At 44.0% G+C, this 14,248-nt stretch carries 12 protein-coding genes; all 12 read right to left on the bottom strand.

Going from position 1 to position 14,248, the window contains the following annotated elements:
* Positions 1 to 29 precede the first annotated feature (29 nt).
* Positions 30 to 1,226 carry a class I SAM-dependent rRNA methyltransferase gene (locus tag HQ39_RS00840; RefSeq protein ID WP_036863021.1) on the bottom strand — a complete coding sequence of 399 codons (1,197 nt, stop codon included), beginning with the start codon at positions 1,224 to 1,226 and terminating at the stop codon, positions 30 to 32.
* Positions 1,227 to 1,237: 11 nt separating this feature from the next.
* Complete coding sequence (locus tag HQ39_RS00835; protein ID WP_036849158.1) at positions 1,238 to 1,912, bottom strand: 3'-5' exonuclease; 675 nt, start codon at positions 1,910 to 1,912, stop codon at positions 1,238 to 1,240.
* A complete protein-coding gene (locus tag HQ39_RS00830; RefSeq protein ID WP_081965342.1) occupies positions 1,905 to 2,489 on the bottom strand; it encodes a DUF5063 domain-containing protein in 585 nt (194 codons plus the stop codon). The genes HQ39_RS00835 and HQ39_RS00830 overlap by 8 nt, the downstream gene beginning before the upstream one ends.
* A 521-nt stretch (positions 2,490 to 3,010) precedes the next feature.
* On the bottom strand, positions 3,011 to 3,958 hold the full coding sequence (gene trxB, locus HQ39_RS00825) for a thioredoxin-disulfide reductase (RefSeq protein WP_036863017.1): 948 nt from the start codon (positions 3,956 to 3,958) through the stop codon (positions 3,011 to 3,013).
* A 31-nt stretch (positions 3,959 to 3,989) separates the two neighbouring features.
* The gene (locus HQ39_RS00820; RefSeq protein WP_036862748.1) at positions 3,990 to 4,634 is read right to left on the bottom strand and encodes a LolA-like putative outer membrane lipoprotein chaperone; all 645 of its coding nucleotides are present in this window, start codon (positions 4,632 to 4,634) and stop codon (positions 3,990 to 3,992) included.
* Between the two features lie 28 nt (positions 4,635 to 4,662).
* A complete protein-coding gene (locus HQ39_RS00815; RefSeq protein WP_036862746.1) occupies positions 4,663 to 7,140 on the bottom strand; it encodes an FtsK/SpoIIIE family DNA translocase in 2,478 nt (825 codons plus the stop codon).
* A gap of 97 nt (positions 7,141 to 7,237) precedes the next feature.
* On the bottom strand, positions 7,238 to 7,993 hold the full coding sequence (locus HQ39_RS09100) for a LytR/AlgR family response regulator transcription factor (RefSeq protein ID WP_052079284.1): 756 nt from the start codon (positions 7,991 to 7,993) through the stop codon (positions 7,238 to 7,240).
* Positions 7,994 to 7,996: 3 nt separating this feature from the next.
* A complete protein-coding gene (locus HQ39_RS00805; protein WP_036862743.1) occupies positions 7,997 to 8,944 on the bottom strand; it encodes a LiaF domain-containing protein in 948 nt (315 codons plus the stop codon).
* 419 nt (positions 8,945 to 9,363) lie between these two features.
* Positions 9,364 to 10,191: a purine nucleoside phosphorylase I, inosine and guanosine-specific gene (locus tag HQ39_RS00800; RefSeq protein ID WP_036862741.1), complete on the bottom strand. Its 828-nt coding sequence runs from the start codon at positions 10,189 to 10,191 to the stop codon at positions 9,364 to 9,366.
* Positions 10,192 to 10,220: 29 nt separating this feature from the next.
* Entirely contained in the window at positions 10,221 to 11,507 is a 1,287-nt protein-coding gene (locus HQ39_RS00795; protein WP_036862738.1) for an amidohydrolase, read from the bottom strand.
* A gap of 8 nt (positions 11,508 to 11,515) precedes the next feature.
* Positions 11,516 to 12,880 carry a dipeptidase gene (locus tag HQ39_RS00790; protein ID WP_036792173.1) on the bottom strand — a complete coding sequence of 455 codons (1,365 nt, stop codon included), beginning with the start codon at positions 12,878 to 12,880 and terminating at the stop codon, positions 11,516 to 11,518.
* Between the two features lie 122 nt (positions 12,881 to 13,002).
* On the bottom strand, positions 13,003 to 13,860 hold the full coding sequence (locus HQ39_RS00785) for a neutral zinc metallopeptidase (RefSeq protein WP_036792172.1): 858 nt from the start codon (positions 13,858 to 13,860) through the stop codon (positions 13,003 to 13,005).
* Positions 13,861 to 14,248: the final 388 nt, after the last annotated feature.

Raw genomic sequence — 14,248 nt, 5'->3', positions numbered from 1 at the left:
GTGATAACGGTATTAAATATTAAAACGCATTAGTCGATATAGAGCACAAGTCCTTTCAGGTATTCTCCTTCGGGATGATAGATACTTACCGGATGATCCATCGGCTGTGTTAGCTGATGAAGTATCCGCACTTGCTTTCCTGCCTGAAGCGCAGCAGTGAAAACAGCTTGTCTGAACTGTTCGGGAGAGACAGCCTGTGAACAGCTGAACGTAAACAAAATACTTCCGGAGTTCATCTTGGACATCGCTGCCACATTCAGCTTGCGATACCCCTGAAGAGCATTATGCAACACTTTACGATGCTTGGCAAAAGCAGGAGGATCAAGTACTACCACATCAAACTCTCCCGGTTCTATTCTGTCCAAATAGCGGAACGCATCTTCCACATAAGCCTCATGAGTGGCATCCTTACTCCATACACTCTTGTTCTCGTCTATGTTTCGCTGCATCATCTCTATGGCTTTGGCGCTGCTGTCCACCGATACTACCCTCTTGGCTCCTCCACGCAAAGCGTAGATGGAGAAGCCTCCCGAATAGCAGAACATATTCAGTACGGATGCCCCCTTAGAGTAGTGTTCGAGAAGTGTTCTATTTTCTCTCTGATCCACGAAAAAGCCTGTCTTCTGCCCTCTAAGGATATCCGGATATATCTTGATGCCGTTCTCTAAAGCATAGTTATCTGCAAACTTCTCTCCGCCGATAAGACCACTTGTAAAATCTACTTCGGCTTTGAATGGCAATGTAGTATCCGACTTGTAATAGACACTCTTGATAATCTCCGAAAAAGGAGCTTGCAGGAGGACATCCCTTACAGACTCCCTTAGCAAGTGCATACCGATAGTATGCGCTTGAATAACCGCAACAGAGCCATATACATCTACTATCAATCCGGGAAGAAAGTCTCCCTCCCCATGCACAAGCCGGTATATGGTATTATCGGAACGTATAAGCCCGATCTTTTTTCTAAGATCCAAAGCAGACTCCAATCTTCGCTTTAGGAAAGCACTATCTATAACCTCCTCTTTGAAAGTTAAAACCCGAACAGCTATGGAGCCTATCTCGCAATATCCACGAGCAAGAAAAGAGCCGTCGGCACTATACACGTCCACGAGTTCTCCCTCTTCCAGTGGTTGAGAACTGTGTTGTATTGCTCCGGAGAACACCCACGGGTGACGTCTTTGGAGCGATTCGTTTTTCCCTTTTTTCAGAGTTATGATAGGATATATACCTTTTTCCATTACACTTTTCTTCTTCGTCTTTTTATGACTCTCCTCTTTGGTTTAACTACGGTGGAAGCCAAAAACTCCTCTTTCATATACTCTCTCAGCGCAACATATATCTTGAGCCCTGCCACGGCATCCAATGCCGCGTAAGTGCATTGAGGTGCCGAAAGAACGGGGGCTTCCCAGTTGGTCAGGCGTTGCGCCTTTGAAAGCCTTCTGTTGAACAGCACGGCATATATTTTTGAAAGTGCCAAGACTTCTATTCCGGCAGCCGAAGAGAGATGTCGAAGCTCACAAAAGTTATGAGTTTCCATCTTATAGTCGGACAGCAGAGCTTTGGTATCGTCTCCAATGCCCACACCCACCTTCACCGGTGCTTCCGACCATAGAAAAGAGAGATAGTCTCTCTTCTCTTCACTATCCAGTATTCGGGGCAGACGGAAAAGATAAACTTTTCCCGGAATAGCCACTTGCAGAAGACTCACCTTGTGATGTACCCCACGCTTAAATGCCGGCTTTGTCTCCGTATCCATCCCGATGACATCGGCATGCCGGATCTCTTCCACTATCTTTTGCAGCTGTGTATCCGAAGTGGTTTCGTCTATTACCACAACAGGTTCAGACAGCTGTTCTATCTCTACTTCTTGCAGCTCTTCCTCCGTGATATTTGTCTTCCGGATGCTATTCATACTCTCCATCCCCTTCTATCTCCATCTCAATAGCATCATGAATGGCACGAGCAATGATCAATACCTTCTTTCCCCACGTGTGAGTGAATCCTTGCAGGTAGTCATAGATCAGCATCCCTTTTATTTCATCGGTCTGAACATCTATCCGATAGTTCCAGACAAAGTCCACTATCTCCTGAAAAACATCTGCCACCAGTTCCGAAACCGTAAAAGCCTTGGATTCATACTCCGGCTGAGCCACATCTATGGAGCCGTCTATTATGGTATCGTACTCTCCCATCAGTTCAGCGATACTGTCTTGTACGGCATTATACTGCTCTTCGGTTACTATATACTCGCGCTCCGACTCTTCATACTGATACTCCTCATAGTCTGAAACAGGAGTAGATAGAGCCGCAGAGTAGAGAGCCAACAGATGCCCCTGCAAACCTCGAAGCTTTGCTTCACGATTTCCGGACGAAGACTCTTGCCGAAGAACGGCATAGATGGCTCCTATACAGCCTTGACTGCTTTCGAGAAGCAGGCTTGTAGGCATAGAGCTGCCCTGATCAGTGTCTGATGATACTTTTATACTCATCTTACGATTGCTGGTTTATACTTCCAAATACAAAGGTAACGATACTTGATGACAAACTTTGTCCTTTGATTGAATAAATATGGAGAGTGGAAGAAAACAGTATGGTACAATCTTGATCACGCTACAATAATCGTCTATACATGATTAAATCTTCTTTTAATCCTTTCAAAAAAGAGCTTTAATGCCTTTTATATTTCAATATCAAGGGCTGATTTGTGGAAATCGAACCTTGAGATATACGAACCAAAGCTTGAAAGGGAGCAGTCAAAGCCCGATGGCAACTCTTTGCCCTATTCGACCAATCTTTTGAATAGGTTTATCAAAGAAAGTGTACGGCTTAATACTCATTTCTCTCGCGCCTAAATAGCACAGAGCAATGGTTTGTGGATCTCTTCAGGAAATAAAAAACTGCAAGCACTCCCCTTAAAAGAGGTAATACTTGCAGTTTACCGACTATGCTCAATCTTACTTGAGCATTTCGGGAAAGTTTCTAAAGAGAGTTGTTACTCTTCGGAGAGATATTACAGCTCGTTTTCAGACAAATATCTTTCTACTTCTATCGCAGCCTTACATCCGCTTCCTGCCGCTGTAATAGCTTGACGATAGTGCGGGTCTGCCACATCTCCTGCAGCAAAGACACCCGGAACATTGGTCTTTGGAGAGCCTTCTATGGTCTTGATGTAACCTTGTTCGTCAAGATCTACCACACCTTTAACCAAGTTCGTATTAGGAGTATGACCGATAGCCAGGAAGAAGCCGTCTATGGCAATATCCACCATCTTTTCATCGGCTTCACCCTTACGATAGACAAGATGAGCACCTTCCACTCCGTTTTCGCCAAAGAGTCCGACAGTGTTATGTTCAAATAAAATCTCGATCTTTTCGTTCTTCATAACGCGATCTTGCATAACCTTGGAAGCTCTCAAATAGGGTTTACGAACGATGAGATATACTTTCGATGCCAAACTGGAAAGATAGATAGCCTCTTCACAAGCGGTATCTCCGCCTCCTACTACTGCTACTACCTTGTTGCGGTAGAAGAAGCCGTCACAAGTGGCACAAGCACTCACACCCATTCCGTTGTACTTCTTCTCATCTTCCAAGCCCAAGTATTTGGCTGTGGCTCCCGTAGAAATGATGATAGCATGAGCCAGATAGCTTTCGGTGCCATCTACGGTTACCTTATAAGGTTTAGAGGAAAAGTCTATGTCTGTAACGAGTCCGGGCTTTATGTCTGCCCCGAAACGCTCTGCCTGTGCACGCAAGTCCATCATCAGCTCTGTACCGGTGATACCATTGGGATAACCGGGGAAATTTTCTACATCGGTAGTAGTGGTAAGCTGTCCTCCGGGTTGTATCCCCTCGAAAAGAACGGGAGAAAGATTTGCTCTTGATGCATATATGGCAGCAGTGTATCCCGCAGGACCGGATCCTACTATCAGACAACGCACTGTGGGAGTTGTGTTCATGTCGGTCATTTTTTGTTGTTTATTTATTGGTTTATCTTAAATCTATTACTTCAATATTTCGGGAAAAATTTTTCTTGTCGAACTCAAAAAGTTTCCCCGTTGTACCATAGGGTTTCGTTATCTTCTTAATCTCTATGATGGTCTCCTTGTCCTCTTTTCTATCTCCCTTTTCCTTGAAACGGATGATCGAAGGTGTGTAAGATGCGTCTGTATCTATGGACAAAGAGGTAAGCATGCCTCCATAACCGGCTTTCGGCGTTGCCAAAAAGCGAGACATATTATTAGGCAATTTCTGTACAGAGGTTGTAAAATCTTGCTTGAGCAGTCTGCCTAAAGAGATAAGAAGAGAGAGCTCTTCAAGTTCTGACTCTGAAGGAGAGGTCAGATTGACTTCGTTTGTTCCACTCGACATGACCCAAAGAAGCTTTCCGTTGTACCAGGCGGTGAGAGGAGCAGTATTGAGGTAAAACTTTTCTCCTTGAGCCGTGAGAGTACAACCATGTATAGGCTTCTGGTCGGGATAGGTCAGTGTAAACTCTATCAACATACCATCCGACGGATTGACCTTGTCCGACAATGCCTTTATCGGATCCGTTGCTTTCACTTGTGCCACCGAACCGATGGCGACAACAGCCAACAAGACACTGAATACTGTTTTTACTATTTGATGTTTCATGATGTTTCTTCTTAAAGTTGGTTATCTGTTAAGATCTTTCAAGGATTTTCCGAAGATCTTCTGCGGACTCAATCAATACCTGTCTCGGCTTACTTCCTTCGGATGGTCCTACCACGCCTGCCTGCTCAAGCTGATCCATAAGTCTGCCGGCACGGGCAAAACCGATGGCAAGACGTCTTTGAAGCAGAGATGTACTGCCACTCTGCTCTAAAAGCATAATATTAGCCGCCTCTTCAAAAAGAGCATCTCTGCTGCCGGAATCCATATCGCTACCATACTCTCCACGACCTCCGGATGAGCCGTTGCCTCCTACTTCCGGGAGATAAAGGGGATGAGGATACCCCTGCTGCTTGGATATATAATCCACAACTCTGTTTATCTCTTCGGTATCTATGTAAGCACACTGTACGCGTATCGCTTCATTGCCTTGCGAATAAAGCAGATCGCCTCGACCAACAAGCCTGTTAGCTCCTGAAGCATCAAGAATGGTACGAGAGTCGATGGATGAGTAGACTTTGAATGAGATACGTCCGGGGAAGTTGGCTTTAATGGTTCCGGTGATGATACTTGCCGTTGGACGTTGTGTGGCAATAATAGAGTGTATTCCCACTGCACGGGCTTTTTGAGCGATTCGAGCAAGAGGAAGCTCTATCTCTTTACCCGCTGTCATGATGAGATCTCCATACTCATCTATCACCAGCACTATGTATGGCATAAACTTATATCCGTTGCTCGGACTCAAAAGCCTGCGTTTGAACTTGTGGTTATACTCCACAATGTTTTTTACACCTGCTTTGGTGAGAAGTTCATACCTGTCATCCATCTCCTTACAAAGAGAGTTAAGTGTACTTACAACCTTGGCTGTATCGGTGATGATAACCTGTTCTTCATCTTCCAACTTAGCCATATAGTGGTTTTGAATCATGGAAAAGACACTAAATTCAACCATTTTAGGATCCACCATGACGAATTTAAGTTCGCTCGGATGCTTGCTGTATAGCAGTGAAAGGATGATTACATTAAGACCTACGGACTTTCCCTGCCCCGTTGCTCCGGCTACAAGAAGATGAGGAATCTTTGCAAGGTCGAAGCTGAACACTTCATTCGTAATAGTCCGACCCAATGCAACCGGAAGCTCGTACTTTTTCTCCAAAAACTTTTGAGAGCTTAGCACAGAACGGAAGCCGACAGTCTTTGGATTTCTATTGGCTACCTCTATACCGATAGTACCTTTGCCCGGAATAGGAGCAATGATACGTATTCCAAGTGCAGACAAACTAAGTGCAATATCATCCTCCAAATTTTTTATTCTGGAAATGCGCACACCATCTGCCGGTACCACTTCGTAAAGAGTTACAGTAGGACCAACGGTTGCCCTGATAGAGACAATGCTGACCTGAAAACTCTCTAATGTCGCAGTGATACGCCTTTTATTATCTTCTATTTCATCTAAATCTACCGTCTGCGTATCCTCTTTTCTGTCGTCCAAAAGCTCTATGGAAGGCATCTTGAAATGACTCAATTCGATATGAGGATCGTACTCTCCCAACTCCTGCAATAGTGCTTGCGCTAAAGCATTATCTTCTAAAGTATCACTCTTGGGACGTACAACTTCAAGATCTATCCCATCTTCTTTTCCGGAAGCATAGGTTTCGATATGATGATCAATAAGTTCCTCATCAGAACCAGAATGGGTTGGCGAATAGGATGATGCCGGTTGAGAAGAGGAATCGGAGGTAAAAACATCTTCATCAATGCCTTCAATCTCATCTCCTAAAGCATCATAATCGTCTTCTTTTTTTCTTCTCTTTTTGAAACGTGCAAAGAAACCATTTCCTTTTTTCTTCTCTTCAGGCACAACAGGGATAGCATCCGCTGGCTGCTTTTTAGTTACTTCCAACCAGCCTTTGACCTTTGGAGTGAAGCTCTGAAAGAATATAAGCAGTATCGCAAAAAGGAAAAAGATCAAGACAAGAATGGTTCCCGGATATCCTATCTGCAATATGCTGTAATCTGCAAGCTTTTTACCAAAAAGACCTCCAAGAAAAAAGAACTGATTCGGGAATAATACTCCTCCTGCAAGACCCAGTAAAAGCATACTCCAAAACATCAATGAACCGCACAAGAAGAATAGTCTTATGTATCCCCCTTTGCGATTACGTAAAATGCGCAACCCGGCTAAGCAGATAAAGACAATGGGAAAAATGGCAGATAATCCAAGCCATCCATTAACAATATTATGCATGGAGTATGCACCTTTTACTCCCGAAGGATTGGTAATAGCATCTTCTGTGGAGACTTCTGCCTGTGGGACATTAAGAACAACACTCTGATCCGCCTTTCCGGTAAAGAAATAAGAAAAAAATGCTATAAGAAGAAAGACTCCCAAGAAAGTCAAAAGAGCACCGATCAAAAGTACGTACGTATCCCTCGTAACGTGTATGCCGGTATTCTTGACCCATTCAGGGAGTTTTATATTTTTAGTTTTGCCTTTATTTGTCTTCATCTTCAGAGTAAGGAGAGATTATTTAGCTTAGCAAATGTAGTGATTTTTTCGTACTATTCAGAGCCTTTTCTGCCCTCACATATCTCTTCTTTCTCTTTTATAATCCCAGTTTTTGTTTGAGTAAACGGTATCTGGAAAGACTGATACGTATAATGTCTCCACTGTGTAAAACCAGCTGTCTCTGCTCTCCATAACGCTCTATTCTTGCAATGTGCTTGACATTTACAATGTAGGAACGGTGTACACGGACAAAAAGATCCTGAGGAAGCATATCTTCTGTTGCTTTCATCGTTTGCTCTTTCAGCCAATGTCCGTCCGGTGTATGGATAGCAATATAGTCTCCATCCGCTGCAATATAAAGAATTTCATCTAAAGAAAGTATGCGTATTTTAGATCCGCTCCTTACAGTCAGCTTATCTGCTACCGGAGAAGAAGCGGTCAAAGCCTGTTCTTCAACGGGTATCTTCTCTTCCTCTTCCTGTGTCTCTTTCACTTTGTTGAGGTATCTCATCATGAATATTATCCCGAACAGACAAGTGATCAATACTCTTACCGGAGCCGTTTTCAGCCACTGCTCCCATGAAAGAGACTCAAAAAGATTTAGAAAAAGATACTCTGCACCAACAACCACAATGCTTGTACACAACAACGTAACAGCCATCCAAACTCTTACTTTACTAAACCGGAGCAGATAAGAAAAGGCATAACTCCCTGAGAATAATACCGCAGCATAGAAAAGTATATCCCAAACAGAAAGATAAAGACTAAGCCCTCCTACTGCAAAGGTATATACTGATGCTATTACCAAACAAGCAAAGATGCGGTGTTTCTCTATGTTGTGCAGCTGCTCCATCCGTTATTTGATCTCCACTCCGGAGAATATTGCAGACTTGACATTGATAATCAGTTTGCGGTCTGAATTCTGATTGAAAATTCTCATGCGCTTATTGGAAACACCTCCGAATGTAGAAACTGATTTCACTTCTACGTTCCAATCGGGAGGCATCAGTATTTCAACACCACCAAAAGCTGCTGTAACTACCAATTCAGTCTCTCCAACAGGAAGCGTGGTCTGTCTTAAATCCAAATCGACTCCGCCAAACAAAACATCTATACTCCCTCCTCTGAATACCGGATCCAGTACAACGTACTCGCCACCGGAGAAAAGATATCGGCAATCTATTCTTCCATCATCTGTTATCCCATTGCCATTAGTTTCTTTGGTATAGTGTCTTGTAAAAGATTTTCGTAGTTTTTCCCTCCTGTTATTCTGAATAGCCGGTAAGGCATACAGAAAAAGAAGAGCTCCCAAAACCATTGCTCCAATAGGCCAATACGTTGACAATGACTCAAGATAAAAGGATATTTCCGGAAATATCTTACTAAGCTTCAGCAGAAGAAAGCCCAAACCAAATCCGGTAACCACCAATCCTCCGATATCAAAAGAGTGAGACAGATAAAAGAGTCCGACAGTAATGAGCAACATCTGCCATGAGAATATGATTCTAAGGAATGATTTGTCCAATAATCCCATGTTAGACAATAAAAAGAGAAGTGCTCCTGCTATGATCAATAACGCAATCGAAGCTGTTGTATTCCTGCCTCCGGTATCTCTTTTAGCTAAAAACCGTCCCATGAATCCCGCTCCTAATATATATAGCATCACCGCTCCCAATATTTCTATAAGAGCATCGAAGTTGTCCCCTCCGGATATAACACCGGCAAACAACAGACCTCCGCCTGTTATCATAAGCAAGAGAGAAAAGAACAGAGTAAATCCCGATTTTTGATTTGAAATATTCATATCACAATACATTAGTTTATCAGTTACTATTCAGACCAAAGAGTTTGCTCTCTCATCCGGGCAATGCTCTCGTCCATCTGATACAAAAATAGGATAATCAGGCTCCTAATACAATACAACTCCGACTAAACGGCTTAATAATCCCGACAAATGACCTCTTTTATACGATCAAAACCGACAAAATCAATCTTCATTTTTGTTCCTTACACCGATAAGCTGTTCTTCCAAAAGGTCTCCTGAAAAGGCATTCCGCCTCTCTGTTTTTATCGAAAAAGGCCGACACTGCCTTCTAAAGCAAGTCGGTCTTTCTGTTTTATTGTCAAACATTATCTCTGTCAGAGATCTTCCCTCAAACTAATCTTTCATAAAGATTTTTGCATCAAGGGATTTCGTACAGGATAATGCCTTTGAGTCAAGCATCAATACAGAGATCGGATAACCTCTGTAAAGAGTGCCGTCATCTTCTTGGAAGCGGCATTTGCTGCCCGTATCACGTCATCGCCATCATTTACAAAGTCATCATCGAAATGGTATCCCTCATTTGTTATCACGGACATACCAAATACACGAATATCGCAATGGCGAGCCATTATCACCTCAGGCACTGTACTCATACCTATTGCATCCCCTCCGATTATATTCAGGAACTTATACTCCGCCGGTGTTTCATAAGAAGGACCTGTCCAACCCACATATACACCCTCTTTCAGAGCGGTATTCTGTTGGGCTGCCACCTCTTTGGCTTTTGCGATAAGTGCACGATCATAAGCTCTGGTCATATCGGAAAAACGAGGTCCAAACTCTGACATATTCGGTCCAATGAGAGGATTGGGCAGAAGATTTATATGATCCGTTATGATCATCAAGTCTCCGACCTTAAAAGATTCGTTGGTACCTCCTGCGGCATTGGAGACAAAAAGATACTCTATACCCAAAAGCTTGAACACTCTTACGTGGAATGTTACCTGCTGCATGCTGTACCCCTCATAGTAGTGAAAGCGTCCCTGCATGGCGACAACCGGAACACCCCCCAACTTTCCTACGATAAGCTGACCTTTGTGCCCTATGGCTGTGGACTTTACAAAGTTTGGAATTGTATCATAAGGTATTGCCTTGGCATCCTCTATCATATCTGCCAATGCTCCCAATCCGCTACCAAGCGTGATGGCAACCTTTGTATCTTCCGGGATGAAGCGACGCAGATAAGCTGCCGCCTCTTCATAATGTTTATATTCAAACTGTGTCATAATGTAGCAATATAAGTGTCTGTTAATATTTATCCTCTTCCGGCTCTGCGAAGCAAGTCGTTAGAAACTTCCACTCCTTTCTTTAAGAGGACATCGTATTCCGGTATCTGCCGTTCTCTCATCAGTACTTTTCCATCTACGATAGTGGTATCCACGGCACTACCGGAGGCAGAATAGACCAAATTTGAGATAAAGTCATGGCACGGCGTCATTTCCGGAATATCAAGTCGGACAAGAGACAAATCTGCCAGTTTTCCCGGCTCTATCTCTCCCCCGTCTATTCTAAGAATCTCGCTTCCTGCCTTTGTCGCAGCCACGAACATCTCTTTAGCCGGTGTTGCTTTGGGATCTCCGCGCCAAGCTTTTCCAAGAAGTGAAGCGAGTTTCATCGCTTGCACCATATCCAGATTGTTGGAAGAAGAGCATCCGTCCGTACCTATTCCCACACGTATTCCTTTCTCACACATCTCTTCGCTCCTGAACTTGTACCCGGATGCCAACTTCATATTGGAAGCCGGATTGTGTACGGTGCTGCAACCATAATCGGCAAGGATTTGCAGCTCTTCACTATCCATCCAAAGGGAGTGAGCCAAAACCAAACGAGGAGAAAGGACGCCGAGATCTTTGAGATACCTTACCGGCGTTGTTCCAAAGTTCTTAGTGCAGTCTTTCCACTCTTGATAGGTCTCAGCCAAGTGCAGATTCACGAGACAGTCATGCTCCTTTGCAAACTCATGTGCAAACTGTAACTGAGGAGCGGAAACGGTATATATGGCATGAGGTCCTACTGCAAACCGGACTCTGTCGGAGTAGTGAGAAAACAGCTCAAAGTACTTATGGCAGTTTTTCTGATCCAATTTTGCTCGTGCATCATCCCATCTGTCAAACATGGTGTAAGACAATACGGCTCTTATTCCACTATCTTCCACCGCTTGTGCAGTAGCTTCCGGGAATGTGTACATGTCCAAAAAAGCCGTCGTTCCGGTCTGTATCATCTCCATACAAGCCAGACGAGAGCCCCAATAGATGTCGTCCGGCGTAAGATGTGCCTCTACCGGCCAAATCATGTTTTCGAGCCAATCCATCAAGTCTCTATCGTCTCCATAACCTCTAAAATAGGTCATCGCCGCGTGAGTATGACAGTTGACCAGTCCCGGTATCACTCCCCTGTTTTTACCGGAAATGATATCCACCTCACCTGAAAGAGATGCCGGATTTATAGACCCGGCATTCTCTACCTTTGTTATTCTGTTTCCTTCTATTAAAATATCTACCTGCCTGTCTATGTGCAGGACATCTTGTATCAGTATAGGCATGTATCCTCTTATTTATGTCCAAAACGCTTGTAAAACTCAGCCACGGCTTCTATACCTTTCTTCCAGATATCTATGCTGATATTTTCGTTTGGAGAGTGAATGGCATTACTTTCAAGTCCGACCCCCATAAGTACGCTCTTAAGACCCAATACTCGCTCGAAAGTGGCAATAATAGGAATACTTCCACCGCTTCTACGTGCCAATGGGCGTTTGCCGAATGCTACTTCAAAAGCCTCTTCCGCTACCTTGTAAACCTCAAGATTAGTAGGGCAGATGTATGGACTGCCTCCGTGAAGAGGTGTAACCTTTACCTTGATGTAGTCCGGAGCAATGCTCTTAATGTGTTTAACGAAGTCTATGGAGATCTTTTCAAAGTCCTGATTAGCCACCAAACGTGTAGAAACCTTTGCATAAGCCTTGGATGGCAATACTGTTTTAGCGCCTTCTCCGGTGTAGCCACCCCATATACCGCAACAGTCTAAGCTCGGACGAGAGCTGTTCCGTTCAAGGGTATGGTATCCCTTTTCCCCATGTACCGCATCTATCTTTAAGAATTTCTTGTAATCTTCTTCCGAGAATGGAATCTGCTTTATCATCTCTCGTTCTTCCGGTGACATCTCTTCCACATCATCATAGAAGTGAGGAATGGTGATCTTGCCATCCTCATCGGTCAGTCCGGCGATAAGCTTACAAAGCTCGTTTATAGGATTTGCAACTGCTCCTCCAAAGTGTCCGGAGTGAAGGTCGTGGCTTGGTCCCGTAACCTCTATTTCCCAGTATGCCAAGCCTCTAAGCCCTGTACAGATGGATGGTACATCCTTGCTTATCATACTGGTATCGCTTACCAGAATGATGTCGGCACGGAGCTTCTCTTTGTGTTCTATGCAGAACTCTTCCAAAGAAGGAGAACCCACTTCTTCTTCACCCTCCATGATCACCTTCACATTGCAGTTGACATAGCCCAACTTCAATGCTGTCTCAAACCCCTTGATCTGTACCATGCTCTGACCCTTATCGTCATCTGCACCACGTGCCCAGATATGTCCGTCGCGAATTTCGGGTTCAAACGCTCCACTCTTCCATAATTCGATAGGCTCTGCCGGCATCACGTCATAGTGTCCGTACACCAATACCGTAGGAAGAGCTTGGTCTATGATACGTTCGGCATAGACAACCGGATTGCCTTTGGTCGGCATTACCTCTGCTTTTTCAAATCCGGAGCTCAGCAGCAACGCTTTATATGCTTCCGCACAACGGATCATATCCTCTTTGTGAGTAGTCTTGGCGCTGATAGAAGGGATACGAATAAGATCGAATAACTCTTCTATAAATCTATTTTCATGCTCTGCAATGTACTGCTTAATAGTAGCCATAATGTTTATATTTTTAGTTGGTTTTATATTGTTTCAAGGCATATCATTCCAAAGATACCAAGATATTGCAAGATAACCAAGCTAAAAAGAGTGCGCCCGGATAGTCCGGGCGCATCATCTTTTCATCTTTTGGGGTCAGGCAGATTAAATGTATCTCCTCCTTCCAACGTACCTGTGGTATAGCCTTTTCTCAACCAGGCCATCCGCTGTTCGGATGTACCATGATTGAAAGACTCCGGCACCGTATATCCCTGTGCCTGCATCTGAAGTCTGTCATCCCCTATGGCTTGAGCCGCAACAAGTCCATCTTCCAGGTCGCCTATCTCCATGGACTGAAACATTTTGTTGTCATGATGCGCCCAAAGCCCTGCATAATAGTCCGCTTGCAGTTCGAGCCTCACACTGATGGCATTGGACTCTTTCTCGGAAGCCTTTGACATGGCTGCATGAGCCTTATCCAAAGTACCCAAAAGATACTGAACGTGATGCCCCACTTCATGGGCTATGACATACGCAAAAGCAAACTGCCCTTTGGCTCCAAACCTCTGCTCCATCTCCTTAAAGAAAGAAACATCCAGATATATAGTCCGGTCTGCCGAACAGTAAAAAGGTCCTGTCGCGGCAGAAGCATATCCGCAGCCGCTATTGGTGGCTCCGGTAAAAAGCACCAAGCGGGGAGGTTGGTATCTGCGACCATAGTCCGCAAAAATCTTTGTCCAGACATCTTCTGTTCCTGCGAGTATCTGAGAAGAAAAAGCAGCCAGGGCATCTTCTTCTGCAGAAGGTTCATAACTCTGCTCTGAACTGAATGAGCCACCTATGCCTTCCTGTATCACCGTAAGAGGATTCCCTCCTAAAAGCCACGTGATAAGCCCTACAATGATAAGCCCACCCAATCCGAGTCCTCCGGCTTTGCCGGATATTTTCATTCTTCTATTGTCTTGAACATTACTGCTCTCTCTTCTTCCATCAAGCCTCATAATCAATATCTTTTTTGCTTAAACTACTGTACAGAGACAAAATTACACCAAATTTTATCATTCAGGCTCGTATGCAATAATATGAGACTTTTGAAAAAGGATTTTTTAAGCCGTTCAAAACTTTCTGTTATCCTGTTAAGAACTTTTCCTGAACAGATTCAATCTTCACATTCAAGGCTTGGTTTTCAGAAATCGGCGCTTGGTTGCCACTCTTCAAATCTTGATCTCCGGCAATCGTGCCTTGATCTGCAAAGCTGTTCCTGTTTAACGAAACTATTGAACGGGATAAGAGAAACATCCGAACGCTTTTACCTCTTCTTCAAGAAAGCATCATGAGTTTATCTCAACCTTTGCATAGCACCTCATCTACCATTAGACAAGAAGCAAA

This window comes from Porphyromonas sp. COT-108 OH2963, assembly GCF_000768895.1.
Lineage (GTDB): Bacteria > Bacteroidota > Bacteroidia > Bacteroidales > Porphyromonadaceae > Porphyromonas_A > Porphyromonas_A canoris.
The sequence above is the reverse complement of the archived record's forward strand: the minus strand, read 5'-3'. Positions and strand labels throughout refer to the sequence as shown.